22 protein-coding genes are annotated in these 26,568 nt (G+C 61.4%); 10 read left to right on the top strand and 12 right to left on the bottom strand.

The window, feature by feature from the left end; translation table 11 throughout:
- Positions 1-63 precede the first annotated feature (63 nt).
- Positions 64-1,359 carry an ABC transporter substrate-binding protein gene (locus tag QA648_RS16090; protein ID WP_283048010.1) on the bottom strand — a complete coding sequence of 432 codons (1,296 nt, stop codon included), beginning with the start codon at positions 1,357-1,359 and terminating at the stop codon, positions 64-66.
- A 161-nt stretch (positions 1,360-1,520) separates the two neighbouring features.
- Between QA648_RS16090 and QA648_RS16095 the strand changes: the two genes are divergently transcribed.
- The 4 genes from QA648_RS16095 to QA648_RS16110 all read left to right on the top strand — a co-directional run bounded on the left by QA648_RS16095 (position 1,521) and on the right by QA648_RS16110 (position 6,153).
- The gene (locus QA648_RS16095) at positions 1,521-2,543 is read left to right on the top strand and encodes a LacI family DNA-binding transcriptional regulator (RefSeq protein ID WP_283048011.1); all 1,023 of its coding nucleotides are present in this window, start codon (positions 1,521-1,523) and stop codon (positions 2,541-2,543) included.
- 42 nt (positions 2,544-2,585) lie between these two features.
- The gene (locus QA648_RS16100; protein WP_283048013.1) at positions 2,586-4,442 is read left to right on the top strand and encodes a DUF2264 domain-containing protein; all 1,857 of its coding nucleotides are present in this window, start codon (positions 2,586-2,588) and stop codon (positions 4,440-4,442) included.
- Entirely contained in the window at positions 4,439-5,464 is a 1,026-nt protein-coding gene (locus QA648_RS16105; RefSeq protein WP_283048015.1) for a hydroxyacid dehydrogenase, read from the top strand. Before QA648_RS16100 ends, QA648_RS16105 begins: the two co-directional genes overlap by 4 nt.
- A 101-nt stretch (positions 5,465-5,565) precedes the next feature.
- Complete coding sequence (locus QA648_RS16110; protein WP_104824782.1) at positions 5,566-6,153, top strand: hypothetical protein; 588 nt, start codon at positions 5,566-5,568, stop codon at positions 6,151-6,153.
- A gap of 40 nt (positions 6,154-6,193) precedes the next feature.
- Here QA648_RS16110 and QA648_RS16115 read toward each other — a convergent pair whose 3' ends face one another.
- The 4 genes from QA648_RS16115 to QA648_RS16130 all read right to left on the bottom strand — a co-directional run bounded on the left by QA648_RS16115 (position 6,194) and on the right by QA648_RS16130 (position 11,416).
- A complete protein-coding gene (locus QA648_RS16115; protein WP_283048017.1) occupies positions 6,194-7,456 on the bottom strand; it encodes a Gfo/Idh/MocA family oxidoreductase in 1,263 nt (420 codons plus the stop codon).
- A 263-nt stretch (positions 7,457-7,719) separates the two neighbouring features.
- The gene (locus QA648_RS16120) at positions 7,720-9,141 is read right to left on the bottom strand and encodes a mandelate racemase (protein ID WP_283048019.1); all 1,422 of its coding nucleotides are present in this window, start codon (positions 9,139-9,141) and stop codon (positions 7,720-7,722) included.
- Positions 9,142-9,409: 268 nt separating this feature from the next.
- Entirely contained in the window at positions 9,410-10,555 is a 1,146-nt protein-coding gene (locus QA648_RS16125) for a Gfo/Idh/MocA family oxidoreductase (RefSeq protein ID WP_283048021.1), read from the bottom strand.
- 165 nt (positions 10,556-10,720) lie between these two features.
- Positions 10,721-11,416, bottom strand: a complete 696-nt coding sequence (locus tag QA648_RS16130; protein ID WP_104824786.1) for a TetR/AcrR family transcriptional regulator — start codon at positions 11,414-11,416, stop codon at positions 10,721-10,723.
- Between the two features lie 182 nt (positions 11,417-11,598).
- On the opposite strand from QA648_RS16130, the gene QA648_RS16135 reads away from it, so the two are divergent.
- The 6 genes from QA648_RS16135 (at position 11,599) to ugpC (ending at position 18,030) form a co-directional block, all read left to right on the top strand.
- Positions 11,599-12,882, top strand: a complete 1,284-nt coding sequence (locus QA648_RS16135; protein WP_283048024.1) for an ABC transporter substrate-binding protein — start codon at positions 11,599-11,601, stop codon at positions 12,880-12,882.
- Positions 12,883-12,943: 61 nt separating this feature from the next.
- Positions 12,944-13,855, top strand: coding sequence for a sugar ABC transporter permease (locus QA648_RS16140; RefSeq protein ID WP_283051370.1), 912 nt, complete (start codon positions 12,944-12,946; stop codon positions 13,853-13,855).
- Positions 13,856-13,958: 103 nt separating this feature from the next.
- Complete coding sequence (locus QA648_RS16145; protein ID WP_245463999.1) at positions 13,959-14,732, top strand: carbohydrate ABC transporter permease; 774 nt, start codon at positions 13,959-13,961, stop codon at positions 14,730-14,732.
- A gap of 70 nt (positions 14,733-14,802) precedes the next feature.
- Positions 14,803-15,828, top strand: a complete 1,026-nt coding sequence (locus QA648_RS16150; protein WP_283048026.1) for a Gfo/Idh/MocA family oxidoreductase — start codon at positions 14,803-14,805, stop codon at positions 15,826-15,828.
- Between the two features lie 7 nt (positions 15,829-15,835).
- Positions 15,836-16,906, top strand: coding sequence for a Gfo/Idh/MocA family oxidoreductase (locus QA648_RS16155; protein WP_283048029.1), 1,071 nt, complete (start codon positions 15,836-15,838; stop codon positions 16,904-16,906).
- Between the two features lie 44 nt (positions 16,907-16,950).
- Positions 16,951-18,030 (top strand): sn-glycerol-3-phosphate ABC transporter ATP-binding protein UgpC, encoded by a 1,080-nt coding sequence (gene ugpC, locus QA648_RS16160; protein WP_283051373.1) that lies wholly within the window; start codon positions 16,951-16,953, stop codon positions 18,028-18,030.
- A 91-nt stretch (positions 18,031-18,121) separates the two neighbouring features.
- Here ugpC and QA648_RS16165 read toward each other — a convergent pair whose 3' ends face one another.
- The 7 genes from QA648_RS16165 to epmA form a co-directional block, all read right to left on the bottom strand.
- Positions 18,122-20,593: a glycoside hydrolase family 2 protein gene (locus tag QA648_RS16165; protein ID WP_283048031.1), complete on the bottom strand. Its 2,472-nt coding sequence runs from the start codon at positions 20,591-20,593 to the stop codon at positions 18,122-18,124.
- 66 nt (positions 20,594-20,659) lie between these two features.
- On the bottom strand, positions 20,660-21,619 hold the full coding sequence (locus tag QA648_RS16170) for a DUF1839 family protein (RefSeq protein WP_283051375.1): 960 nt from the start codon (positions 21,617-21,619) through the stop codon (positions 20,660-20,662).
- Positions 21,620-21,627: 8 nt separating this feature from the next.
- Positions 21,628-22,536 carry an amino acid--[acyl-carrier-protein] ligase gene (locus QA648_RS16175; RefSeq protein ID WP_104824794.1) on the bottom strand — a complete coding sequence of 303 codons (909 nt, stop codon included), beginning with the start codon at positions 22,534-22,536 and terminating at the stop codon, positions 21,628-21,630.
- 5 nt (positions 22,537-22,541) lie between these two features.
- Positions 22,542-23,735 carry an acyl-CoA dehydrogenase family protein gene (locus QA648_RS16180; RefSeq protein WP_283048033.1) on the bottom strand — a complete coding sequence of 398 codons (1,194 nt, stop codon included), beginning with the start codon at positions 23,733-23,735 and terminating at the stop codon, positions 22,542-22,544.
- Positions 23,735-23,986 (bottom strand): acyl carrier protein, encoded by a 252-nt coding sequence (locus QA648_RS16185; protein ID WP_104824796.1) that lies wholly within the window; start codon positions 23,984-23,986, stop codon positions 23,735-23,737. Before QA648_RS16185 ends, QA648_RS16180 begins: the two co-directional genes overlap by 1 nt.
- Before the next feature lie 352 nt (positions 23,987-24,338).
- Entirely contained in the window at positions 24,339-25,391 is a 1,053-nt protein-coding gene (locus QA648_RS16190; RefSeq protein ID WP_283048035.1) for a lysine-2,3-aminomutase-like protein, read from the bottom strand.
- Positions 25,388-26,452: an EF-P lysine aminoacylase EpmA gene (gene epmA / locus QA648_RS16195; RefSeq protein WP_283048036.1), complete on the bottom strand. Its 1,065-nt coding sequence runs from the start codon at positions 26,450-26,452 to the stop codon at positions 25,388-25,390. The genes QA648_RS16190 and epmA overlap by 4 nt, the downstream gene beginning before the upstream one ends.
- Positions 26,453-26,568: the final 116 nt, after the last annotated feature.

The raw sequence follows: 26,568 nt of genomic DNA on the forward strand, positions 1-26,568 counted from the left end.
AAAGGGACGGAGCGGCGTCAGAGGCGCGGCATATGCCACCGCCTCTGAACGAACCTCACCCCATCACCCTCTCTTCAATTTCGTCTTCCCTTCTTCCACCAGTTTTTGCGCGGCTTCAGCAACCGTGATCTTGCCGAAAGCAAGCTGATCGGCGACGGGGCGCATGACATTCTGGTCGAATTCGTTCGCACCCAGCGGCGCCGGTGCCGGGTAGGCGCCGACCTGATCCTTCAGCAGCTCGACATATTTCACCGTCTGCTGCTCGACCGGGTTGAGCGTTGGCAGGATGGCCGCGCGCACGGCCGGCGACATCGGCACACCGCGCTCGACACCGAGGACCTTGCCGGCATCGAGATCGTTGACGAAGAAATTGATGAATTTCGCGGCCGCTTCGCCGTTCTTGCTGGAGGAGCCCACGCTCCAGATCAACGCCGGGCGATAGTAATGGCCGGAAGGTCCATCCTTCTTTTCGCGCGGCAGCATCGTGATGGCGAGCTTGCTCTTGACCACGAGCTGATAACCGACGAGCTGGTTGGAATAGGCCATGCCGATCGCCGATTTGCCCTGTGCCAGGCAATTGCTCTCGATGGTGTTCTGATCGAGCGTCTGGACGTCGGGCGATACGGTGCCCCCACGCTGGCGGAGATCTTCCCAATAGGAATACCATTCCTTGGCGTCATCGACGCCGAAGCCGAGCCCGCCGTCTTCGGAATAGAGGCTCTTGCCGCGCTGGCGCAGCCAGGCGTCGAGCACATAGTTGTAACGCGCGCCATAGGGGCCGCCCCAATAGGCGCGCTTGCCGGCAGCCTTGGTCAGTTCCACGGTAAGGTCGGCATATTCCGCCCAGGTCGTCGTGGGGCCGGGCGGCGTCAGGCCGGCCTTCTTGAAAACGTCCTCATCATAGAACATCGCGAAGGAATTAAGCCCGAGGCCGACGCCATAGAGCTTGCCGTCGACCGTCGTCAGCTTCAGCACATCCTTGCCGAAACTGTCGACATTCAACGTTGAAGGCACGAACTGATCGAGCGGCATGCAGGCGCCACGCTTCGAATAATCCGAAATCGTGCTCGGCTCAAGCTGGAAGACATCCGCGATGGTCTGGCTCGCCATTCCCGTTGCGAGTTTGGCCCAATAACCGTCGCCGCTGATGCTCTCGCCGACGATGGAAATATCCGGGTTTTTGCTGTGGAACAGCTCGGCGACGGCGACCGTGCGCTTGCCGCGATCGGGCGAGCCCCACCACATCGCCCGCAATTGTGTCGTATCGGCAAAAGCAGGCAGGGATCCTCCCGCACCGAAAGCGAGACCTGCTGCGGCCCCGGCAGTTCCAATCATGAATGAACGGCGATTCATCCGCATGAGATTCCTCCTTCTCTTGCGATGCCCATGGCGCGTTATCCGCGACGACCTCCCGACGCCTTGTGCGGACAAATTCGAGGGCAGGATATGCAATTCGATTGCGTATTGCAATAAACAATCTTTTTCTTGCAAATTTGCATAATTTGCGGAAATATTGCCGCATGAGTGAAGTTCGATCCAAACGTGTCAGGCAAGCCGATATTGCCAGCAGGGCCGGCGTCTCCGTCTCGACGGTATCGCGGGTGCTAACCAATGAGCCTGGAATCAGCGAAGCTATCCGTCAGCAGATCTTCAAGGTGGCGAGCGATCTCGGCTACCCGCTGAAGCCGGCCGCGGAAACCGTGCCGGCCGCGCTCGCGCTGATCGCCAGCGACAGCGCTACCGGCGGCCTGAGCGTCTTTTATGAGGGTATTTTGGAAGGCTTGCGCGCCGGCGCAGCCGAACGCGGCATGCCTTTCGACATTCGCCTCGTCCGCGAAGCCAGGACCACGCCAGACCATATCGGTGAATATCTCCAGGCAGCCGGCGCCGAGGGTCTGTTCCTCGTCGGCATCGATCCCTCCGATGAGCTGCGCATCTGGCTGGAGGACAGCGGCACGCCGGTCGTGCTCGTCAACGGCACCGATGCAAAACTGCGCTTCGATGGCGTCTCCCCCTCGAATTTTTTTGGCGCCTATGCCGCGACGCGACGCCTGATCGATGCCGGCCATCGTCGCATCCTGCATCTGACTGGTTCGCATCGCCAGACCATTCGCGAGCGCATCCGTGGCTTCGAGGCGGCGATGGCTTCCGTCGAAGGCGGTGAAGGCCGCGTCGTGCCCTTGACGTTTAGGGGCAGTGCCAGCACGGAGGCCCATGCCGTCACCACCGCCGTCCTTGCCGAGGATAGCAGCTTCACCGCCGCCTTCTGCATGAACGATTTCGTCGCGGTCGGCGTGCTCGAAGCGGTGATGGAAGCGGGTCTGCGCGTGCCGGATGATTTCGCCATCGTCGGCTTTGACGATCTGCCCTGCGCACTGATGACCAATCCGCGCCTCGCCACCATGCGCGTCGACCGCGCGGCCATCGGACGCGAAGCGATCGGCCTGATGACCGCCCGTTTCCGCGACCGTGAAGCGCCCGCGCGCCAAGTTTGTCATGCCGTCGTCCCAGTCCCTGGCGGCACGCTCCCGCCCGAAACCTGAGCCCGTTTCTTTAGCGGCAACGACCGAAAAAGAGCCAGACCGATGACCTACGACCCCGCCAGCACCAACCCGCTCGCCGGCAATCCGCTGGAAAATCGCACCGACATGCGCCGAGCGCTGATCGACCTGTTCTATCCGCTGCTTCCTTACTTCTCCAAGGGCAATGCCCGTGTCCGTATCGATGCCGCCTGCGCGCATTTCGATCGCGCCGCCGCCGATCTCGAAGGCTTCGCCCGCCCGCTCTGGGGTCTCGCACCATTCGGCGCCGGCGGCGGCGATTTTGCGCATTGGGGCCGCTATGCCGAAGGGATTGCCAATGGCGTCGATCCCGGCCATCCGGAATATTGGGGCACCGTCAACGGCCGCGACCAGCGTATGGTCGAACTCGCCGCCCTTGGCTTTTCGCTTGCCCTGGTGCCGGAAAAGATCTGGGAACCGCTCGATGGCAGAGCCCGCGACAATCTCATTGCCTATCTCAAGCATGCCCGCACCTTCGACTATGCCGAGAACAACTGGAAATTCTTCCGCGTCCTCGTCGATATCGCCCTCGACCGGCTCGGCGCCACGTTCGATCGCAGCCTGACGGAAGATTATCTCAGAGAATTGGACGGGTTCTACATCGCCGATGGCTGGTATCGCGACGGCAATGTCAGGCGCGTCGATCACTACATTCCCTTCGCCATGCATTTTTACGGACTGATTTATTCCAGGCTCGTCGATGACGACCGCGCCAGGCGCTACCGCGAACGCGCCGTCCTCTTTGCCAAGGATTTTCGCCACTGGTTCGCGCCCGATGGCGCCACCGTGCCCTTCGGCCGCAGCCTCACCTACCGCTTCGCCTGCGCCGGCTTCTGGTCGGCGCTGGCCTTCGCCGATGTCGAGGCCCTGCCCTGGGGCGAGATCAAGGGGCTCTGCCTGCGGCACCTGCGCTGGTGGGCTGATAAGCCGATCGCCAATCGCGACGGTACGCTGCCGATCGGCTACGGCTATCCCAATCTTCTGATGTCGGAAAACTACAATTCAGCCGGCTCCCCCTATTGGGCCTTCAAGGCTTTCCTGCCGTTGGCGCTCCCCGAGGCGCATCCCTTCTGGACCGCCGAGGAAAAGCCGCATGTCGCCGAGCCGGCGATCGTGCCGCTCAAGCACCCTGGCATGGTGATGATGCATGGCAAAGCGGATGTCGTGGCGCTGTCCTCAGGCCAGGAAAACCTGCAGATGCGCTTCGGGTCGGAAAAATACGCCAAATTCGCCTATTCCGCCCGCTACGGCTTCAGCGTTGAAAGCGACGAGCGTGCCTTTGCCGGCGGCGCCTTCGACAGCATGCTCGCCTTCAGTGACGATGGCCTCCATTATCGTGTTCGCGAAACCAATGAAGAGGCGAAGCTCGCCGGCGATACGCTTTATGCCAAGTGGTCGCCATGGCCTGACGTCACCGTCGAAACCTGGCTGATCCCCGCGGCACCCTGGCATATCCGCCTGCACAGGATCACCACGCCCCGCCCGTTGCAGACAGCCGAAGGCGGTTTCGCCATTGCCCGGCGGGATTTCGAGGCCGATACACTGTCTTCGCAAAAAGGCGCTGCCTATGTTGTCGGCGAGGCGGATTTCAGCGGCATTCTCGATCTCGGCTCGACCATCCCGCGCGACGGCCTGGCGCAGAAAGCGCCGCCCAACACCAATCTGATCGTTGCCAAGACGCTGGTGCCGCAATTGCGCGGGGCGATTCCGGCAGGCGAAACCATTCTCGTTTCCGCCATCCTGGTAGAGCATGACCCCGCTGCCCTCTCAGGCGCCTGGACGAAGCCGCCCACTAAACCCGATCTCGATGGCTTGCGCGCACTGATCGCCGAAAAGGGCATCACCGTCAGCGCCATCGACGTGCCGGGACGACCTGCATGACCCAATCGGCCCCAGACCGCCCCGCCATCGCATTCGCCATGCAGCCCGCACGGACGCAGCATGTCCTGACGCCCGGGCTGATCCAGCGGCTCGACGTGATCGGCCGCGTATTGGACGCCGCGCCAATGGAGCGCTTTGACGACGAAAGAGCACGAAAGCTGCTAAGCGAGACGGAGATCCTGATCACCGCTTGGGGCTCGCCGCATATCGATGCCCCTGTGTTGGCGCAGGCGCCGCATCTGAAACTGGTGGCGCATGCGGCCGGCACCGTGAAGGGGCTGATCGAGGACAGCCTGTTCGCCAGGGGCATATCGGTGAGCCATGCGGCACAGGCCAATGCCCTGCCGGTCGCCGAATTCACCCTCGCCGCCATCATCTTCGCCGGCAAGCAGGTCTTCCGCTTCCGGGACGTCTATGTCGCTGACCGTCATCGCAACCGCACGCAGCCGATGCAGAGCCAAGCGATCGGCAATTACGGCCGAACGGTCGGCATCATCGGCGCCTCGCGCATCGGCCGGCGGGTGATCGAATTGCTGGCGCCGTTCGACTATCAGATCCTGATTTACGATCCGATGGTCGGAGAGGCGGAAGCACGGCAAATCGGCGTCGAGAAGACCGAACTCGACCTCCTGATGGCGCGGGCCGACATCGTCTCGCTGCACGCCCCATCGCTGCCGGCGACACGGCATATGATCGATGCTCACCGCCTGTCGCTGATGAAAGACGGAGCCACTTTCATCAACACGGCACGCGGCGCGCTGGTCGACGAGGCCGCCCTGCTCGCAGCACTGAAGACTGGCCGCATCGACGCGATCGTCGACGTCACCGATCCCGAAATTCCGGAGGCAAGCTCAGCCTTCTACGATCTGCCGAACGTCTTCCTGACGCCGCACATTGCCGGCGCCGTCGGCCTGGAACGCACCCGCCTCGGCGAGATGGCCGTCGATGAAGTCAGCCGGTTCATCGAGGGAGAGCCGTTGCTCTACGAAATCCGCCGCGAGGACCTAGCGCGCATGGCGTAAAGCCTCGGAATCATCACCAAACCGCCTCATTTCGGCACATGCGGAAAACCCGTTTTTAATCATTCTGGGCTAGCAATCTCTTCAGCGAAGAGGTTCTAGTTATGCGTACCCGTATCATCTCCATAGCCGCTGTGCTGCTGCTCGGAATGCTAGCAGGCTGCGCCACCGCACCGTCCCATACCCGCAATGTCTGCGCGATCTTCGATCAGCGCGACGGCTGGTTCAACAATTGGCAGCGCGCCGCCGAACGTACGGAACGGGAATACGGCGTGCCGGTGCCGATCCTGATGGCGACGATTTACGCCGAATCCGGCTTCCAGCCGCATGCCCGGCCGCCGCGCCGGAAACTGCTCGGCTTCATTCCCTGGACGCGACCTTCCAGCGCCTATGGCTATTCTCAGGCTCTCGACGGCGCCTGGGATCACTATCAGCGCGACACGGGCCGCTGGGGCGCACGCCGCTCCGACTTCTCCGACGCGATCGAATTCATCGGCTGGTATCACGCCCAGAGCCATCTGCGGAACGGCATCCCACTTAACGATCCCTATAATCTTTATCTGGCTTATTATGTCGGTTGGAAGGGCTATCAGCAGGGAAGCTGGCGCGGCAATGGCGACCTGCAGCGCACGGCGCAGAAGGTCGCCAACATGTCCGCGCTCTATGCCTCGCAGTTGCGCAATTGCAATTGAGCCTCAGCGGTTTTGCTTTTCCATGAAAAGTTAAGCCGCTCTAGGGCCGCGCCTCGAGCAGGTTGAGCCCGTCATCCTGACCCCAGATGTCGGCGATCGACACCTGCTGGCCGGTCCGGCTGCTTTCTAGTGCCGCAATGCCGCAGAGAACCGAAAGCGCGCCCGCGCGTGAACCGGCGCGCTGTCTCAGTTCGTCGTTCGGCCCGGGCCGCAGCAGCATATTGCGCAGCCGGTCGTCGCCGCCGTAGTGGCCGCCCGGCGAATAGGGCACCCAGATGCGCTCGACATCACCGAAATTCTTCATGACGACGATTTCGTCGGCCGGCGGCGTCGTCCAATGCTGCTTCTCATATTGCCGCAGCTCGATACGCCCCTTGTGGCCGTTGAAGGCAATATGGTGGCCTTCGATCGGCATATAGGTGTTCAGCGAATAGGAGACGTTGACGCCGTTGCGATAGCGGATGGAGGCGACCATGGTGTCGGGAATGTCGATATCCTCGCGGAAGACGCAGGCATCGCGAACATAACCATCGACCGTCGACGGGTCTTCATAGAGGCTTTCGAGCAGCGGCGTGGCGCTGATATCGAGATAATAATCGCATTCGTCCTTGTACCGACAGGTGCGACAGCGCTCGCCACGGAAGGGGCCTTTGCGACCATAGTGCTTGAGATCGGCAAAGGCGGATACCGTTTCCGGATCGGAATCGAGATACCAGTTCAGAAGGTCGAAATGGTGCGTCGCCTTGTGAACGAAGAGGCTGCCGGAATTTTCGACAAAGGCGTGCCAGCGCCGGAAGTAGTCGGCGCCATGACTGGTGTCGAGATACCAATGAAAATCGACCGAGGTCACATCGCCGATAACGCCGGAATTGATGAGTTCCTTGATCTTCGCCGCCGTCGGCGCGAAACGATAGTTGAAGGACACGTCGACCCGCTTGCCCGTCCGAGCCTCGGCATTAAGAATACGCTTGATCTTGCCGACCGTGGTCGTCATCGGCTTTTCACTGATGACATTGGCGCCTGCTTCCAGCGCTTTGACAATTTGATCGTCATGGGTGGAATCGCGGGTGCAAACGATGACGAGATCGGGCTTTTCGACCCGCAACAGCTCGTCGAAATCGGTATAGACCGCCACGGAGGAGCCGATATAGTCCAGCGCACGCCTGGCCCGCATCGCGTTGAGATCGCAGACGGCGACAAGTTCGACCTCATTGCTCCAGCGCTCGACCAGATCTCTGCCCCACATGGTCGCGCCGCGATTGCCCGTGCCGACCAGCGCATAGCGCTTCTTCGATGACGACATGTTTCTCCTCCTGAGTCTGCAATAACGATGGTCAGGTTGGTCCGGCTCGGCCGCACCTTTTTGCCTGGCCCTCACCCTAGCCCTCTCCCCGCTCAAGCGGGGCGAGGGGGTTTATCATGCATGATGTTGTCTCGATCCGAGTGGTTGGATCGGTTGGCTTGCTCCGTAGTCCCCTCTCCCCGCCGAGCGGGGAGAGGGCTAGGGTGAGGGGCCATGCACGACAACGCGTCAAAAACAGAGCGTGCCTGGCCAAAACTGAAATCTTATGCCGGCGGCATCTCCATCGCGCTCCAATCCGGCTCGACGGATGAACCGAGGCCGATCGCGCCGATCACCGAACCGATGGCGATCCTTCCACCCTCGATCCTCAATCGCGTCCGCCCGTTTCGAACGGCGTAGAGATCGGCATGATCCCGTGCGAAAGCCGCCTGCTCAGCCTCGGGTGCGCCGGCCATGCCGTCGACATAGTGGTGGCCGTTGCGCTCGATATGCGTCATGCCGATCAGCGAGGCGAGCGCCAGATCCTGTTGCACCGCGAGACCCCCCTGCGTCGTCAGGTCCTCCGCCGACATGAAATAGGCCACACCATCATCGGCGCTCCACCTGGCGACGCGCGCCCGGTTCAGCAGCGAGCGATAAAAGCCCTTGCAGGATTTAGAGGAGATGCCCGTATAGCCAAGCCGTCTGGCGGTAACGAAAGCGTTGATATCGGCATCGGATTCATCGATCTCGACAGGCTTGAAGGCCGCAAGCGCCGTGACAGGCTTCTCAAAGGCATAAGCGCGGGCGATCGGCTGCTCGACAAACAGGATCGAAGCCGCAAAATGGGCAAGCCGCGGTTCGGCCCGGATGCGCGTCAGCAGATCGGCGACCGCCTCGGCGGACGCGAATTGCTCGTTGCCGTCGAGCGTCACCGAATAGGCCGGCATCTTGGCATCGATGACAGCGGCAATGCGGCAGAGACGGTCGATATCAGCATCGGGAACGCCCGATACCTTCACCTTGAAGAAGGTCAGGCCGTAAGCATCGATCGCCTCTTCAAAACTTTCCGGCAGGCCGTCATTCAAACGATCGGCAGCCGGGATGTCGCCCGCCCGGATGGCATCAACCAGACCGACCGTGTGCCGCGCGGCGAGGCTTTCGGCCGGCGCCAATCCCTTGAGGAAAGCCGGCAGGTCGAAGCCCGTCAGATCGGGTACCGTCGATGCATCGATGCCGGGGCGGTTGGCCCTGATCGCCTGCGCAACCGTCAACCCTTCCAGCCGGCAGAGCGCATCGAGAACCGCCCGATTGGCAAGCGCCAGGCCGAAGGACGCGACCAGTCCGTTCAGCCCCTCGGCGGCTGCCCGCGTATGGTGCACCGCTTCGACGGCCGCATGGAGCGCGAAAGCCGTACCCAATCCCGCATTTTTCAGGGCGTCGAGAGCCAGTGCCAGCGAGCGGCGAAGCTGGTTTTCATTGTCGGCATTGGAGAGTTCCGGCGATTTATCGAACCATTTCGGCACCATCAGCTCGGCAGCCATGCCACTTGCCGAACCCCCACGGGCATCTTCGATGCGGACGCGCAGAAAAATCTGCCGCGCCTCCCGCAGCGTCGCCGCGCCGAAGCGGAAAGGAAGCCGCAATGTCACCGGCCGCTCGAAGGTCTCGGCCTCGACAAGTCTGATTTTCAACGGTTCGGTCATATTTCAGATGGCTCCTGTGATCGTCAGGCAAGTCTGCCTATGCCGCACATTTGCGCCTGGCCCCTCACCCCAGCCCTCTCCCCGCAAGCGGGGCGAGGGAGTTCTGTCGTGCCAACCCTTCGCTGTTCCGCTAAGGCAAACACCGCTTTGCTCGGTCGTCCCCTCTCCCCGCTTCGGCGGGGAGAGGGCTAGGGTGAGGGGCCATGCACATAGATGCAGCACCCACGAGATATCCTGACCATCCCGATATTTGGGAAGCCACCATCCCTCAAATCTCCAGCGGCTCGACATCCAGCCAGCGGCGCTCCGCCCAGCTCTTCAGGCCGAGAGAGGCGAGCTGCACGCCCTTGGCGCCTTCCGTCAGCGTGTAGCGCCAGGGAGCGTCTTCGAGCACATGGCGCAGGAACATTTCCCACTGGATCTTGAAGCCGTTATCGTAGACTTGGTTATCCGGCACTTCGTCCCAGGTGTCGTGGAAGTCGATGGTCTGCGGCTGATCCGGGTTCCAGACCGGCTTCGGCGTGTTGACACGGTGCTGCGTCCAGCAGCGCGTCAGTCCCGCCACGGCCGAGCCATGCGTGCCGTCTACCTGGAACGTGACGAGATCGTCGCGGCGCACACGCACCGCCCAGGAGGAATTGATATGGGCGATGATGCCGCCCTCCAACTCGAAGGTGGCATAGGCCGCATCGTCGGCATCGGCGACATAACGCCGGCCGGCTTCGTCCACGCGTTCGGGAATATGGGTGGCGCCGAGGCAGCTAATCGCCTTCACCGGCCCGAAGAGATTGTCGAGCACATAGCGCCAGTGGCAGAGCATATCGAGGATGATGCCGCCGCCGTCTTTCTTGCGATAGTTCCACGACGGCCGCTGCGCCGTCTGCCAGTCGCCTTCGAATACCCAATAGCCGAATTCGCCGCGCACGGAGAGGATCTTGCCGAAGAAACCGCTGTCGCGCAGCATGGCGATCTTGCGCAGGCCGGGTAGGAACAGCTTGTCCTGCACGACGCCATTCTTCAGGCCCGATGCCTTGGCCTTGCGGGCGAGCGCAATCGCAGCGTCGAGGTCGTCGGAGATCGGCTTTTCGCAATAGATATGCTTGCCGGCATCCAGCGCCTTCGAAATCAGCTCGGCGCGCATCTGCGTCGTCGCCGCATCGAAGAAGATCGTGTCGTTGAGGTCGGCAAGCGCACCGTCGAGATCGGTGGTCCAGCGCTCGATGCCATATTTGCGGGCAAGCTCTTCCAGCCGCGCCGCATTGCGGCCGACGAGGACGGGATCGGGCATGACGCGCTCGCCGTTCGACAGCAACACGCCGCCTCCGGCGCGGATCGCCACGATCGAGCGGATGAGATGCTGGTTCAGCCCCATGCGTCCCGTGACGCCGTGCATGATGATACCAACGCGCTTCATGATCCCTCCTGAATTTCTGAGCCGACTCCCTCCAGAGTCAGGAAAAGCAAAGGCTTGGTCGATCAGCCAATGTAACTATATAGTTACACGATCGCGCGATACGTCCGGATTTGTCAATCGCCTTTCGAAAATTTCTCGTGATCGCCGGAGCGCCGCGAGTTCATGCTAAGCCCTGATCGAAGCCAAGGTCACCGAAACGATATGCTCGCCCCAGGCTTTCAGCGCCGCCGGGGCCGTCAGCTTGCGGGCGAAAATCGTCGACAGCGTATGGCGATTGGACAGGTAGAAGAACCCGAGCGCGGCGATGGTAAGGTAAACCGACACCGGGTCGATGGCCGGCCGGAAAATGCCGGCTGCTTCACCTCGTCGCAGTACGTCGGCGAGTTCGCCGATGAAGTGCGAATGCATCGCCAAGATCTTGTCGGAACGTTTCAGATAGCGCGCTTCATGCAGGTTTTCGGTAACGAGCAGGCTCAAAAATTCCGGATGCTCAAGGAAATGATGCCAGGTGAAAAGCGCAAGTTCGCGCATCCCTTCCTCGGGATCACGGCGCGCAAGGTCGAGATTTTTCTCGGCATTGCGGATTGCCGCATAGGTGGCTTCCAGCACGGCGACATAGAGCCCCTCCTTGTCGCCGAAATAGTGATAGAGCATGCGTTTGTTGGTCTGCGCCCGAGCCGCAATCGCATCCACCCTCGCGCCACCGAAACCGTGAGCGGCGAATTCCTCCGTCGCCGCTTCCAGGATCATGGCATGGGTGCGCTGCGGATTGCGCGGCACCTTCGCCGGCCTCGTTTCCGCATTCCCGTAAGCGCCGGCTTTCGCTGGTTTTTCAGTTCCTTGCGTCGCTCTGGTCACCATGGACATTCCTCCTCCCCGATCTATCTCTTCCGCAACGGACCTCTCCAGCCTCAGCGCAGGTCGTTTGATTGTGACACGATTGGCGCTTGACAGCGGTCGCGTTTCTATCCAACTTGTAACCAAATAGTTATATCATGCAAAAGCAGTTCGTAAATCACCGGTTAACTGGGGAGGAGACCAGGATGACTTTGACGATCGATCGCCGGCAGTTGCTTGCCGGCATGGCAGCGACGCTAGCTTTTAGCGGTATCGGACTTAACCGCGCCAATGCGGCAACCTCAATGCGCCTTCTTTGGTGGGGATCGAAGGAGCGAAGCGATCGCACGTTTGCGGCAGTGAAGGCCTATCAGGCCAAGAACCCGGACGTCACCATCGCCGGCGAATCCTTCGGCTGGGACAGCTACTGGACGCGTCTTGCCACGCAGACCGGCGGCGGCAATGCGCCCGATCTCATTCAGATGGATTATCGCTACATCTTTGAATACGCCCGCCGCGGCGCGTTGCTCGACATGACGCCCTATCTCGGCAAGAGCCTGGCGATCGAGGATTTCGGGGCTCCCAATATCAATTCCGGCAAGGTCGATGGCAAGATTTACGGCGTCAATCTCGGGGTCAATTCCTCCATGGTCGTCGTCAATGTGGCAGCCTGGCAGGAAGCCGGCGTCGAGCCGCCGCATGACGGCATGACCTGGGAGCAGCTCGGCGAGGCCTGCGCCAAGGTCACCGCCGCCAAGAAACGCCGCGGCTTCTACGGCACCGCAGATCAGAGCGGCGGAGAGCCCGACTTCGAATGCTGGCTGCGCCAGCGCGGCAAGGCGCTCTATACGAGCGACGGCAAGCTCGGCTTCGAGGCCAAGGATGCCGCCGAATGGTTTTCCTTCTGGGGCCATCTGCGCGAAATCGGCGCCTGCGTGCCGGCCGACGTGCAGGCGCTCTACAAGCAGACCCTCGAGACTGACATGCTGGTGACCAAGAAGGCGGCCGTCAGCTACGCCTTTTCCAACCAGTTCGTCGCCATTCAGGGCCTCGTCAAGGAAAAGATCGACCTGATCGCCTATCCCAGCGACCCCGGCAGCAAGCCCGGCCAGTATCTGAAACCCTCGATGCTAATGTCGGTTTCGGCAACCTCCGCAAACAAGGACGCCGCCGTCGCCTTCGTCAATTATCTCGTGGAAGATCCAGAAGGCGCAAAGATACTCGGCGTAGAGCGCGGCGTTCCCGCCTCCCCGAAGATCCGCGATCTGCTGACGCCGGATCTCGATGCGACAAGCAAACAGGTTGTCGACTACATCGGCCGATTGACGCCGAAGGTCGGAGCACTGCCGCCCTCTCCGCCGAACGGCGCCGGGGAAAATGCATTCCTGCTGAAGAAAATCGCCGAGGAAGTGGCTTTCGGCAAAGCCAGCGCGCAGGACGCTGGAGCGAAGTTCACCGAACAGGCGGCGGCAAACATTACGCGAGGCTGATACCGTGGGTACAAACAGCAAGAGCGTTGCCGGCGGCTTGGCCGTCGGCGAGCGCGCGCCGTTGCGCGTCGAAACTTATCAGAAGGCGCCGAGTGCATTTGCGCGAAACGCGCCGGGCTATTTGTTTCTCCTGCCCTGGTTCATCGGCTTCTTCGGCCTGACGCTTGGACCGGCGATCGTGTCGCTGTATCTGTCTTTCACCGATTATAACCTGCTGCAGGCGCCGCATCTGGTTGGGCTGGACAATTATGCGCGCATCGCCACCGGCGACGACAAGTTCATCTCGTCGATGAAGGTGACGCTGTTCTATGTCGTCTGCTCGGTTCCGCTGAAGCTTGCCTTCGCGCTGATGGTGGCACTGTTGCTCAACCGCGGCATTCGTGGCCTGCCGATCTATCGCGCCATCTTCTATCTGCCGTCGCTGCTCGGCTCCAGCGTCGCCATCGCCGTGCTCTGGCGGCAGATTTTCGATGGCGACGGCGTCGTCAATACCCTGCTCTGGTATGTGCTCGGCATCAACGGCCCGAGCTGGATCTCCAATCCCAACTATTCGCTTTACACCCTCATCATCTTGGCCATCTGGCAGTTCGGCTCGCCGATGATCATCTTCCTTGCCGGCCTCCGGCAGATCCCGACCGATCTCTATGAGGCGGCCAGCCTCGACGGCGCATCAAAGACACGGATCTTCTTCAAGATCACCCTGCCGCTCTTGACGCCGGTCATCTTCTTCAACGCGGTCGTGCAGACCATCGACGCCTTCAAGGCCTTCACGCCGGCCTATGTCATCTCGTCCGGCACCGGCGGGCCGATCGACTCGACGCTGTTCTACACGCTCTACCTTTACCAGGAAGCCTTCGGCTATTTCCGCATGGGATATGCCGCAGCCCTCGCCTGGGTCCTGGTGATCATCATCGCGGTCTTCACCGCCTTCTCCTTCCTCTCCGCTCGTTATTGGGTTCACTACGATGACTGACGCGAAGCTCACCCATTTTCCCGACGATCTGAACCCGCCGCGCGAGCGCCCCTGGTTCCTGTCCGTTCTCATCCATGTCGCGCTGGTCGGCGCATCGATCGTGATGCTCTATCCGCTGCTGTGGATGCTGTCCGGTTCGGTCAAGGATCAGAACGAAATCTTTGGCTCGGCCTCGCTGATCCCGTCGCAGTTCGACTTCAGCGCCTATGCCCGCGGCTGGTTCGGCGGACAGGTCAATTTCGGCTCGTTCGTGTGGAATTCCGTCGTCATCGCCGTCCTTTCCGTCATCGGCAATGTCGTCTCCTGCTCCCTTGCGGCCTATGCCTTCGCGCGGCTGAATTTCTGGGGCAAGAATTTCTGGTTCGCGCTGATGCTCGGCACGCTGATGCTGCCCTATCATGTGACGCTGATCCCGCAATATATCCTGTTCCTGAAGCTCGGCTGGGTGAAAACCATGCTGCCGCTGGTCGTGCCGAAATTCCTGGCGGTCGACGCCTTCTTCATCTTCCTGATGGTGCAGTTCTTCCGCGGTATCCCCCGCGAGCTCGACGAAGCGGCGATGATGGACGGGTGCAGCCCCTGGCGCATCTATTGGCGCATCATGATGCCGCTGTCACTGCCGGTTCTCGCCACCGCCGCCATCTTCTCGTTCATCTGGACCTGGGACGATTTCTTCGGTCCGCTGATCTATCTCTCCGACATCAACACCTACACGGTGCAGCTCGGCCTACGCTCCTTCGTGGATTCGACCGGAAGCTCCGACTGGAGCAGCCTCTTTGCCATGTCGAGCATTTCGCTGATCCCCGTCTTCCTGATCTTCCTGTTCTTCCAGAGGCTGCTGATCGACGGCATCGCCACGGCCGGCCTCAAACGCTGACGCGAAAACATGATCCCCAGCGATGTCCGGGGGGCATGCTGCAAAGAATATACTTGAAAGGAAATGTCGTATGAGCGCCCTGCGCTTTGCTGCCATCGGTCTCAACCACGATCACATCTACGGCCAAGTCAACGTCATGCTGCGGGCCGGCGCGGAACTGGTCGCCTTCCACGCCGCGGAGGACGAGCTTGCGGCCGCATTCTCCGGGCGCTTCCCGCAGGCAAGACGCGTCGCGGACAAGCGTGAAATCCTGGAGGACCGCTCGATCGACCTGATCGTCAGCGCAGCGATCTCCAGCGAACGCTCGGGCGTCGCGATCGATGCCATGCGGCATGGTAAGGATGTGATGCTCGACAAGCCCGGCATGGTGACGCTGGATCAGCTCGCCGAAGTGCGCAGGGTACAGGCCGAAACCAAGCGCATCGTCTCCATCCTCTATTCCGAACATTTCGAAACCGCCTCGACCGTCAAGGCGGGCGAATTGGTCAAGGCCGGCGCCATCGGCAAGGTGATCCACACGACCGGCCTCGGGCCGCACCGGCTGCGCAAGCCGACCCGGCCAGATTGGTTCTTCGACCGCGCGCGCTATGGCGGCATCATCACCGACATTGCTTCGCATCAATGCGAGCAATTCCTGTTCTTCGCCGGTTCGCTCGAAGCCGAGGTTCTGTCGGCGACGGTCTCGAACCGCGCCAATCCCGAGACACCCAGCCTGCAGGATTACGGCGATTTCCATGTGCGTACGCCAGACGTCACCGGCTATGTCCGCGTCGACTGGTTCACGCCCGACGGCCTTTCCACCTGGGGCGACGGCCGCCTCTTCATCGTCGGCACGGAAGGCACCATCGAGCTGCGCAAATACATCGACGTCGCCGGCCGCCCCGGCACCGATCACCTGTTCCTGACCGACCGCAAGGGCATGCAGCATATCGATTGCAGCGGTGTCGAGCTGCCTTATGGCCGGCAACTGGCTAGCGATATCAGGGACCGCACCGAAACCGCGATGGGACAGGACCATTGCTTCAAGGCCATGGAGCTGGCGCTGAAGGCGCAGGCTCTGGCCGAAGCGACATCGCTCAACAGCGTACAAAGGTAATTTGCACATGTCCGACGTAAAGAAAGTTGCGGTCATCGGTCTCGGTATCGGCCGCTCCCATATTGTCGAGGGCTATCTGCCGCATCCGGACCGCTTCGAAGTCGCCGTGCTCTGTGATCTCAACGAAGAGCGCCTGAACGCCACCGGCGACGAATTCGGCATTACGAGGCGCATCAAGGATTTCGTCGAGGTCCTGAACATGCCGGACATCGATATTATCGACATCTGCACGCCGCCGGGCTCGCATTTCGAAATGATCCTGCAGGCGCTTGCCGCCGGCAAGCATGTGGTCTGCGAAAAGCCGCTGGTCGGCTCCCTCGCCGACGTGGACGCAATCATCGCGGCGGAAAAGACGGCAAAGGGCAAGCTGATGCCGATCTTCCAATATCGTTATGGCGACGGCATCCAGAAGGCCAAGCGCATCATCGAGGCCGGCATCGCCGGCAGGCCCTATGTCGCCACCTCTGAAACCCATTGGGTCCGCACGGCGGAATATTACGCCGTTCCCTGGCGCGGCAAATGGACAACGGAACTCGGCGGCGTGCTGATGACGCATTCGATCCATCTGCACGACATGCTGACCTATCTGATGGGACCGATCGCCGGCCTCTTCGGCCGCGTCGCCACCCGCGTCAACGATATCGAGGTGGAAGATTGCGCCAGCGCCAGCCTGCTGATGGAGAACGGCGCGCTTGCGACGATCAGCGCGACGCTTGGCTCGCAAGACCAGATCAGCCGCCTACGCCTCGCTTTCGAAAACGTCCTGATCGAAAGCAATCACGAGCCCTACAGTCCCGGCCAGGACCCTTGGAAAATCGTGCCGGCCAATGACGAGGTCGCTGCAAAGATCGATGCGTTGCTTGCCGATTGGACACCGGTGCCGGTCCGCTTCAACACGCAGATGAAGCTCTTCCATGAGGCGCTGGTTTCCGGCGAACCGCTGCCTGTGACCACGGTCGACGCCCGCCAGGCACTGGAGCTGGTGACCGCGTTCTACGAATCGTCGGAAACGCGCACCGAAGTCCGCTTTCCAGTCGGCCCGGAAAGCACGAAATACAAGAGCTGGAGGCCGGCATGACGACGGCCCTGCGAGCCATCAGGACCAACAAGGAGGAAGCGCCCATGGCGACAAGCGTCTCGCTGCAGAAGGTCATCAAGCGTTATGGCGAGCTTCAGGTCGTCCACGGCATCGACCTGGAAATCGAGCCCGGTGAATTCGCCGTTTTCGTCGGCCCCTCCGGCTGCGGCAAGTCCACGCTGCTGCGCATGATTGCCGGCCTGGAGCCGATTTCCGGCGGTGCGCTCTACCTCGATGGCAGCCGCATGAACGATGTCCCAGCCTCCAAGCGCGGGATCGCCATGGTGTTCCAATCCTATGCGCTTTATCCGCACATGTCGGTCTATAAGAACCTCGCCTTCGGCCTGGAAACGGCGGGTATGAAGAAACAGGAGATCCAGCCGCGCGTCGAGAAAGCGGCAGAAATCCTGCAGATCAAGCAGCTCCTGCAGCGCAAGCCGAAGCAGCTCTCCGGCGGCCAGCGCCAGCGCGTCGCCATCGGCCGCGCCATCGTGCGCGAACCGAAGATCTTCCTTTTCGACGAACCGCTCTCCAATCTCGATGCCGAGCTGCGCGTGCAGATGCGCGTCGAGATCGCCCGCCTGCACCAGCGGCTCGGCAATACCATGATCTACGTCACCCACGACCAGACGGAAGCCATGACCATGGCCGACAAGATCGTCGTGCTAAATGGCGGCAACATCGAACAGGTCGGCGCCCCGCTCGATCTCTACAACAAGCCGCGGAACAAGTTCGTCGCCGGCTTCATCGGCTCGCCGAAGATGAACTTCCTGGAGGCCAAGATCGTCGCCTCCGACGACGGCTCCGCCGTCATCGACCTTAACGGCCAGACGGTACGCCTGCCGCGGCGGCTGGGCGGCCTCCAGCCCGGACAGCCGGTCACGCTCGGCGCCCGCCCGGAGCACCTGAACGTCGGCGATCGCGGCCTGGCGCTTGGCAACGCCCGTGTCGATCTCGTCGAGCATCTCGGTGGCCAGACGATCCTCTATGTCACGTTGCAGGGTGGTCAGGCGCTGACGGTCGCGCTGGAAGACCAACAGGCCATTCGCGCGGGCGAAACGGTTAGCATCCACATCGATCCCGAACGCTGCCATCTGTTCGGGCCGGATGGCGTCACATTGTAGAAGGGCTACTGACGCAGGTGGCGCCTATCTCGCCGTCCTGAGCTTGCCGAAAGGGCGGGCGAGATAAGGCTCCGCATTTGCCGCGCCTTGATCAGACCTCAACGATCCGCCGACTACCCAAGGTCCTGATCTGACCGACGGGAACCGTCTCCACCGACGTCCCGGCCCTCGGATGAAGCCTCAACCGCCGGGTCGCCCCCGGCGACAGGTGGAACCAATCGTGCTCCGCCCGATAGGCTTCGAAATCGATCTGCACCGATTGTACCAACCGGTCGCTGCGCAGATCGAGGAACCAATGACCGTCCTGCTGCGTGATGGAGGCCGTGATTTCAGCCGCATGGAAGGCTTTCGTCCTGCCCAGCGGGAAATAGAAGGCTTCTGCGATCAGCGCCCCGGTCTCGCGCGCCGTAAGACGCGCCACCGTGACGTCATGCGACGGCGGGCCGAAGCGGAAGGCATAGGTCGTGTCGAAGAAGGCGCCGAAAAGATCAGTGCAGGCTATCTTTTGCTTGCCGCGAGCCTCGATGGATAATTCCCGCTTGCCGCTGACCACGGTCTGCCGGCCGTCCCGCAGGCAGACCACATCGAGATCGAGGTCAAGGGCGACATCGCCCTCGTTGATGACATGCACATCGAGGCCATTCGTGCCTTCATCGGTGAGCAATACCTGTACCGGCCGGAAGGCGCGGCGGAGCGCATACCATATGGGCTTCGGCTCGCCGGTGGAATCGATCACGCCCCAGCCTGGACCGGGCAGCAGATCCTGCAGCGTCCAGACGAGCGCGCCATTGCAGCCGGAGCCTTGCCGGCGCCATTCGGCATAGGTCTCTTCCGCGACTTCGCCTGTAACGGCCCGCGACAGATCGAGATAGAGATCCGGATCCTCCCGCCGCAGCCGGTCCGGCTCGAAGCCGTAAAGTTCGCGCAAATAATGGTCGCGCACATCCTCGAAATCCCAGGAAGCACCACGATCGCGCGGCACGCGCTCTTTCCATAGCGGGCTATGGACCGCCGGAACCGGCAGATGCCGTGCCAAAGTCCGGGCCTGCGGCACATGCGCGAAAGCCAGGCTTTCCGCAGCAAAGCGAACATCGGCACGGCGCGCATCGCCAAGCGGCCGCATATAGGCCCCGACGCCGTAATAATGCGTCACGCCCGCATTCGGGGAAAACGGCATAGCGCCGCCCGCAGGAGAATTGACGACATAGGGAACGTCGGGCCGGATGGCCTTGACGACGGCCGGAATGATCTCCTCCACGATCGGGCTTGCCCAAAACCGTTCCGGCAATCCCAGCATCGCCGCCTGCTGATACATCTCGCTCCCACCGCAAAGGACGGCGAGCGAGGGTGACAGGCGCGTGCCGGAAAGAAGCTGCGCCGCCTCCGCTTCGACATGGGCGTTGAATGCCTTGTCGTTCTTCGGATAGTCGAAATTGGCGAACATGAAATCCTGCCAAACCAGCAGGCCGAGTTCGTCACAGAGCCGGAAAAACTCCGGGGTCTCATAGGCCATGGTGCCGCCAATGCGGACCATGTTCATCCCCGCCTCCGCCGCCAGCCGCAGCCAGGGTTCGTAATCTTCGCGGCCGCCGGGCAGATGGGCAATATCCGCCGTCGTCCAGACTGCGCCGCGGCAGAAGATACGCTCGCCATTGACGACAAGCGCAAAATCCTGGTCGTCCGCACCGCGATCGACCGCGAGCCGGCGGAAGCCGGTGCGCCCGAGCGGATATTCAACGCCATCGATGATCAGCGCGACGTCATGAAGACAGGGCGTGCCGTGGGTGTGCGGCCACCATGGCGTCACGCCCGGGATTTTCAGGAATGCAGTGCAGTGGCCGCTATTGTCTTGCACGAATGCCTGTTCGGCGTCGCCACAACGAAGCACGATCTCGCCGACCGGTCCTTCGATGACAAGCGAGGCATAAAGCCGGCCCTCGCCGTCCTCCAGCAGGTCCGGACGCAGGGAGAGATCGCGAATGACGGGGCTATGCGGACGCAAAAGCGAAATCGGCCGCCAGGGACCGACCGCATGAATTTCCGGGCACCAGCCGGGCATATGGCCGAACAGCGTCGCGCGCACCAGGCGCAGCCCCTGCGGGGTGATCATCTGCGGCCGCCAGCGGGCTCTTGGGCCAGGTTCGGCAAGCCGCGGCTCCAGCGCGCGGAAGCAGAGCGCCAGCTCATCGCCGCCCAGCAGATGGACGGCGAGTTCACGCGCCTCGAACATGCTTTCGGAGACGAGAATTTTTCTGCCGTTGAGAAAGACTTCGCAAAGCGTTGCCAACCCATCGAGCCGCAGAACCGCATTGCCAGGGTCGGCGTCGACCAATCGGCAAAAATACCAGGCGTCCTTGTCGTTCAGCGGGTGGGGATGCTCGCGATTGAAAAGCCCGGCCTTTTCCAGCGCCCCGGCCACGGTGCCCGGCACCGATGCCGGGATGAAACCGGCCGAAAGCGGCACATCCGAAGGCGAGGCGCAGGCGCCCGCATCCGTCAGAACCAGATTCCATCCCTCGCTCAGCAGCGTCTCGCCGCCAAAGCTTGCCAAACGCCCGTGCATTGGATCTCCCGGCTCAAGACATGATCCCAAAAATGCAAAGCAGCTTTTGGATAGGATCATGTGTAACTAAAGCTTTTGTTCAATCAGCCCCATCATGGAATCCCACGCATCCGCGGCCGGATCAAGGGCCGTCCGCAGCGGCTCGAATTTCTTGCGGGTTATGGCGCGGGCAAGCTGGAACTGCACCGATTTCGCCGCTTCCGAAATTCGCCGCGCCTCGCCGGCAGCCGCTGAAAATTCTCCCGACAACCAGTCGAGATGGCTGCCCGCCAGCTCGAAATTGGCGCCGAACTGACGCAGCGTATTGAAGGCATATTTATGGAAAAAGCCGAAGGGCCGCTCGGCCACGGCTTCCACCTGCGCCGGGAAAACTGCCGCGAAGGCACGGATGGGATTGTCCATGGGACGGCGACGGAAATGGAAGGCCAGAAGTTGCCGGGACGTCTGCCGGACGGCAGCCTCGCCCGGCGCATTCTCGGGAAACTTCGCGAATTCCGTATAGGGCAGGAAGGGCAGGTCCTCGTCACCCAGATGCAGTTGGAACAACCCGTCGAAATCCTCGCCCGACAGCCGGAAGAAACCGCCATTGTGGAAATAGTCGAGCTCGCGGCCCGCCATATCCAGCCTGTTGATGGCGACGGTTGTCTTGCCGTGCTCGCGGCGGTAACCGACACCCTGGGTGTCCGGCATATAGAAGGAGTCCATCTCCACGAGGCAGAGCCGGCCACGGCCGATCTGCTCGGCGACATGGTGCTGGACCTTGTCGTAGATTGCCAGTTCGGTGCAGCGGATGCCGTAGAGCGCTTCCAGATCTTCGAGCGGCACCTTGAAGAAGGTGAACTGATCCCCCTCGAAATCTTGGCGCACCGTGAAGCCAAGCATGGCTTCCGGCGGCAGCTTCAGGCTCGAAAGCACCTCGATCCAGAGATCGATATAGCAATTGGTTTCCGGCCACATGCGCTCGCTGTCGTGCAGCGCATGTGGCTTATAGGCGGCGGGATCCAGTCCCTGAAAGACGGCAGCCATGGAAGCGATCAGCCCCACAGCGCCTTGCGCACGCTTTCGGGCCATTCCTTGGTATCGAGACCATGGGTGTGGAACAGCGCTAGCGCAATGCGCTCCAGACCGAAGCCGACACAGGCCGTATGGGCGACACTGCCGTCGGCAAAGTTCAGGCCCCATTTCGCGCCGAAAGCGTCCTGGTGATAATTGAAGCTCATGCAGGCGGTCGGTTTGGCGACGGAGGTGATCGGGATCAGCAGCTCGAATTTCAAGTTCTGATCGCGTTGATTGTTGGCGAGCATCTTGCCGGCGCGGCCGAAGAACGGGTCGTTGGCGACGTCGATGGTTACCTCAAGGCCGACAGCCTTCATCATCTCGACGCCGCGATCCATCCAGCTCTGGCGGAAATCAGTCACATGCTTTTCGCTGCCCATGCAGACATATTCGCGCATGCGGAACAGTTGCTGGCGAGCCGGATCCTTGGAGGGCTCATGACGGAAGCAATAGGACTGCAGGTCGAAGAGTGCGCCGTCGTCGGACAATGCGCCGCGCTTGGCAACCGTCGGATAGAGCGGATAGCAGGCGGCCGGCGTCAGCACGATATCGGTCGCCTGCTGGTCCTTCGTCCAGTCGTCGCCGACTTCCATGCACTTCAGCAGGCTCATATGGTCGAGTTCGTTGCCGCAGAAGCTGTGCACGGTGCCGGCAAGCTGCGGGAAGCTCTTCATGTAACCACTCTTTTCGAAGAAGGCGCGGTTCATGCCGGGCGGAAACCGGATGGCTTCAGCACCATCGGCGCCGCCGAACTTGTCGATCAGCCGTTCGAAAGCGGAAATGACGTCTTCGAACTGGCCACTGCGGCCATAAAGGCCATCAATGCCGGTGTCGATCAGAAGGCCGGATTCAAAAAGGCGGTCGAGAAACGAGGTCTGCATATCCATGACGGTTACCCTAACAGGCTAGTATCTTGCTTATGGACGAGCAGCATGGTCGACGTATTGCCGAGAATGCGGTCGTTCGAGATCATCAGTTGAGCGGAATGGGCGTCGCGCAGATGGCGGCCGAGGCTGTAGGGCGTGCCGTTCTTGTAGCCCATGATGCCGCAGATCAGCATGGCGTGGTTGATGATCGGCAGGATCATTTCCGACGACGCGATCTTTACGTTGTTCATGGCGACGGCAAAGGCCATCGAGGAGAGCCGGTCGGCATCGGCCTTGGCCTCTTCATAGACTTTCAGACCGGCCACGACATTCGATTTCACCATCTGCAGCAGGCTGGAGACCTCCGCCAGCCGCAACGCGCCGGGCGGCTGCGTGCCGGGCGACTTGCGGGCCGCGGCGCGCACGAAAGCCTGGGCGCGGGCCACCGCATCGGCCGCGATACCGTACCAAACGCCGCTCCAGAGCAGATGCGAGCTTGCCAGCATCGATTGCGCGGCAATTTCGGCAAACGGTTTCGGCAGGATCTGCATGGCCGGCGCCTCGCCTTTGAAGAGGAAGCCGTCGGAGCAGGTGCCGCGCATGCCGAGCGTGTTCCACTCGACGGTGCGCTCCAGCGTGTATTGATCCCTGAGGAAAACCGTCAGTACCTGGTCGGAAGAGGCCGCCTCGGCATGGCTGCGCGAGGTAATCAGGATCGCATCGGCATGGGCGCCGTAGGAGATGACGGTTGCGTCTTTCTCCAGGAAGCAGCGGTCGCCTTCGACCTTGATGGCGCAGATGCTGTTGCGGAGATTGCCGCCGATGCCGCCTTCCGTCGTCGCCGATGCCAGCAGAAGCTGCTCCTTGGCAATACGGCGCATGAAATCGCAGTGCCAGTCGCTGCCGGCACCGTGCTCGACCAAGCTCGACAGCTTGATCTGATGCATGGCGAAAACCATGGCGCTGGCCGCACAGGCTTGACCAAGGATGGAGCAGAGCTCGGCTATTTCGGTGGTCGAAGCACCCTCGCCGCCAAGATCGGTGGGGATCTGGATCGACAGCAGCCTTTCGGCGCGCATCGCATCCACGGCCTCGCGCGGGAATCGACCTTCGGCGTCGACTGCATCAGCATATTTGCCGGCAATTGCCGCAACGCGCGCGGCTCGCACCGCCGTCGTATCTCCGGCTCCGGCTTCGACCAAAGCGACCGCCACGTTCATCAGGCAACCTTTCGGCTATCCAGGATCATGGCGACCGTCTTTTCGATGGCGACGATGCTGGCAAAGGATTTGCGGTTCAGCAGGTTGTCGGGAAACTCGATGTCGAAAGCTTCTTCGATGCCAAGCATGAGCTGCACCGACGCAAAGGAAGACAGCCCGGCCGCGTAGAGATCGGCATCGTCGGCAATCTGATCCATCGTAACGGGGAGCGCACCAAACTTGGCCAGCAAATCGCGAATCGTCTCATTCATCTGTAGTCCCTCCAGGCAATCGCAAACACGACGGCAGCAACGCCGTCTTATCCTGAGCCGAGAAGTAACAGGTAAAATAGAACATTCCGCTAAGCGACGTGGTAAATATAACCACGCTATACTTAGCAAGAAAATCTTATATTTTAGCTTTATCTAAAAGAAATTTACGGTATTTAAGCCATGTAAGCTGTCGTTTGCAGGGTGATATCTTACAATTCTAAAATATGCAGCGAAGGATGTGCGGAAAAATGGTACTTGGCCGCAAGGTTAATGCGCCAATTTTCCAGCAAAATTCATTTACAAACGCGGCGCCTCAGACATCCTGAAGTAGCAGAAACCGCTCGGGAACAGACTATCCCTCCGGCGGATAGATATGCTCGCCGTCGCGATAGTCCGAGATGGAATAGCAGCCTTCGCCGAGTTCGCGGACGGCTTTTCTGCCGATGTCCGCCTTGCCGTGGCCGCCTGGAATATCGAGGATGTAGGTGGGCTGGCATAGGCCGGAAATGCGGCCGCGCAGCGCCGCAACGATCTTCTGCCCCTCCGCTATCGACAGGCGGAAATGGCTGGTGCCAGGGGCAAGATCGGGGTGATGCAGGTAATAGGGCTTGATCCGCGTCTCGACGAAAGCCTTCATCAGCGCCGCCAGCACATCCGGATCGTCATTGACGCCCTTCAGTAATACGGACTGGCTGACCAGGACGATACCGGCATCGACAAGCCGCGCACAAGCCGCACGCGCCTCGCCGGTCAGCTCGCGCGGATGGTTGGCATGCAGCGCAACATAAACCGTCTTGCCGCTCGCCTTCAGGGCCGCAATCAGCGCTCCATCGATCTTCAGCGGATCGACGACCGGCACGCGGGTATGGAATCGGACGATCTTGACATGCTCGATATCGGCGAGCGCACTGAGCATCTCCTCCAGCCGGCGCGGCGATAGCACCAGCGGATCGCCGCCGGTCAGGATGACCTCCCAGATCTCCCGGTGATTGCGGATATAGGCGAAGGCAGCATCAAGTGCCGCCACATCAAGTGTTCCAAGTCCCTGCGGCCCGACCATCTCACGGCGGAAACAGAAGCGGCAATAGACCGGGCAGACATGAACGGCCTTCAGCAGCACACGGTCAGGATAGCGATGGACGATGCCGTCGACCGGACTATAGGCATGATCGCCGATCGGATCGGCCCGCTCTTCCGGCGTGACGATGAGTTCGGCCGTGTCGGGTACGAATTGCCGGGCGATGGGGTCGGCGGGATCGCTGCGGTCGATCAGCTTTGCCATGGTGGGCGTCAGCGCGATGGCGTAACGCTCCGCCACCGCCTGTAGGGAAAGAGCCTCGCCGGCATCGATCAGACCGGCCTGTTCGAGGTCGTCGACATTTCTGATCGGGCGCATCACATTCATGAACCGAACTCCGAAACAGGTGCCCAGAGCACCTGTTCGATCCGCGAGGCCCCGGTCGCTAGCATCACCAGCCGGTCGAAGCCGAGCGCTATGCCGCTCGCCTCCGGCATGGCTGCGAGAGCTTCAAGAAATTCCTCGTCCAGCGGATAGGTCTCGCCGTAGATGCGGGCTTTCTCGGCCATCTCGATCTCGAACCGCCGCCGCTGCTCGACGGCATTGGTGAGTTCGCCGAAAGCATTGGCGAGCTCGACACCGCAAGCATAGAGCTCAAAGCGTTCGGCCACCCGATGATCCCTAGCCGAAGGCCGAGCAAGAGCCGCCTCCGAGACCGGATATTCGTCGAGGATCGTCGCCCGGCCGAAGCCGAGATAGGGCTCGACCTTCTCGACCAGCACGCGGCTGAAAAGATCGGGCCAGTGATCGTCGTTTGCAACGCGCATGCCGACACGCCGCATCTCGGCGGCCAGATGCTCACGATCCGTCGAACCGTCAAGACCGATCGAGCCCAACAGATCGATCCCGGCATAACGTTCGAAGGCCGCAGCGACGCTGATACGCTCCGGTGTGAGGAACGGATCGGTTTCGGCGCCGCGATAGCTGAGTTTCTTTGCCCCCACCGTCTTCGCCGCCAGCGCCAGCAGCGCGGCACAATCGGTCATCAGCGTCTCGTAGGTCTCGCCCGCCCGATACCATTCCAGCATGGTGAATTCCGGATGGTGCAGCGGCCCGCGCTCGCGGTTGCGATAGACGTGGGCGAAGCAGGCAATGCGCTCCTCGCCGGCCGCCAGCAGCTTCTTGCAGGCAAACTCCGGCGAGGTGTGGAGATAGAAGGACGCCTTCTGGCCGTCCGTCGTCAGCGCCTCGGTGGCGAAGGCATGAAGATGCGCCTCGTTGCCCGGCGACACCTGCAGCGTCGGTGTGTCGACTTCGATGAAACCGTTGCGGATGAAGAATTCACGCAGCGCCGCCTGGATGGCATTGCGGCCAATCAGGAACGGCCGCCGGTCCGCGTGCACGCTGCGGGTCCACCAGGGGGACGCTTTGCTGCTCGTTGGCTCCATTGCGCGCTTTCTTCTCGGGATCGCCGGGGATGGGGGTGGCTATTTCTGCTGATTTAGGGTACTTGCGCCCCCAAGCAAACAATAGCTGCGTCTCGAGGTGCATTTCGACAGTCCCT

It is taken from the genome of Rhizobium sp. CB3171 (genome assembly GCF_029714265.1).
In the GTDB taxonomy this organism is placed as follows: domain Bacteria; phylum Pseudomonadota; class Alphaproteobacteria; order Rhizobiales; family Rhizobiaceae; genus Rhizobium.

What these genes read in the sequence shown, in the direction of transcription:
- QA648_RS16090 (WP_283048010.1), bottom strand. Translation starts at nt 1,359, where the DNA reads ATGCGGATGAATCGCCGTTCATTCATGATTGGAACTGCCGGGGCCGCA.
- QA648_RS16095 (WP_283048011.1), top strand. Translation starts at nt 1,521, where the DNA reads ATGAGTGAAGTTCGATCCAAACGTGTCAGGCAAGCCGATATTGCCAGC.
- QA648_RS16100 (WP_283048013.1), top strand. Translation starts at nt 2,586, where the DNA reads ATGACCTACGACCCCGCCAGCACCAACCCGCTCGCCGGCAATCCGCTG.
- QA648_RS16105 (WP_283048015.1), top strand. Translation starts at nt 4,439, where the DNA reads ATGACCCAATCGGCCCCAGACCGCCCCGCCATCGCATTCGCCATGCAG.
- QA648_RS16110 (WP_104824782.1), top strand. Translation starts at nt 5,566, where the DNA reads ATGCGTACCCGTATCATCTCCATAGCCGCTGTGCTGCTGCTCGGAATG.
- QA648_RS16115 (WP_283048017.1), bottom strand. Translation starts at nt 7,456, where the DNA reads ATGTCGTCATCGAAGAAGCGCTATGCGCTGGTCGGCACGGGCAATCGC.
- QA648_RS16120 (WP_283048019.1), bottom strand. Translation starts at nt 9,141, where the DNA reads ATGACCGAACCGTTGAAAATCAGACTTGTCGAGGCCGAGACCTTCGAG.
- QA648_RS16125 (WP_283048021.1), bottom strand. Translation starts at nt 10,555, where the DNA reads ATGAAGCGCGTTGGTATCATCATGCACGGCGTCACGGGACGCATGGGG.
- QA648_RS16130 (WP_104824786.1), bottom strand. Translation starts at nt 11,416, where the DNA reads ATGGTGACCAGAGCGACGCAAGGAACTGAAAAACCAGCGAAAGCCGGC.
- QA648_RS16135 (WP_283048024.1), top strand. Translation starts at nt 11,599, where the DNA reads ATGACTTTGACGATCGATCGCCGGCAGTTGCTTGCCGGCATGGCAGCG.
- QA648_RS16145 (WP_245463999.1), top strand. Translation starts at nt 13,959, where the DNA reads ATGCTCTATCCGCTGCTGTGGATGCTGTCCGGTTCGGTCAAGGATCAG.
- QA648_RS16150 (WP_283048026.1), top strand. Translation starts at nt 14,803, where the DNA reads ATGAGCGCCCTGCGCTTTGCTGCCATCGGTCTCAACCACGATCACATC.
- QA648_RS16155 (WP_283048029.1), top strand. Translation starts at nt 15,836, where the DNA reads ATGTCCGACGTAAAGAAAGTTGCGGTCATCGGTCTCGGTATCGGCCGC.
- ugpC (WP_283051373.1), top strand. Translation starts at nt 16,951, where the DNA reads ATGGCGACAAGCGTCTCGCTGCAGAAGGTCATCAAGCGTTATGGCGAG.
- QA648_RS16165 (WP_283048031.1), bottom strand. Translation starts at nt 20,593, where the DNA reads ATGCACGGGCGTTTGGCAAGCTTTGGCGGCGAGACGCTGCTGAGCGAG.
- QA648_RS16170 (WP_283051375.1), bottom strand. Translation starts at nt 21,619, where the DNA reads ATGGCTGCCGTCTTTCAGGGACTGGATCCCGCCGCCTATAAGCCACAT.
- QA648_RS16175 (WP_104824794.1), bottom strand. Translation starts at nt 22,536, where the DNA reads ATGGATATGCAGACCTCGTTTCTCGACCGCCTTTTTGAATCCGGCCTT.
- QA648_RS16180 (WP_283048033.1), bottom strand. Translation starts at nt 23,735, where the DNA reads ATGAACGTGGCGGTCGCTTTGGTCGAAGCCGGAGCCGGAGATACGACG.
- QA648_RS16185 (WP_104824796.1), bottom strand. Translation starts at nt 23,986, where the DNA reads ATGAATGAGACGATTCGCGATTTGCTGGCCAAGTTTGGTGCGCTCCCC.
- QA648_RS16190 (WP_283048035.1), bottom strand. Translation starts at nt 25,391, where the DNA reads ATGAATGTGATGCGCCCGATCAGAAATGTCGACGACCTCGAACAGGCC.
- epmA (WP_283048036.1), bottom strand. Translation starts at nt 26,452, where the DNA reads ATGGAGCCAACGAGCAGCAAAGCGTCCCCCTGGTGGACCCGCAGCGTG.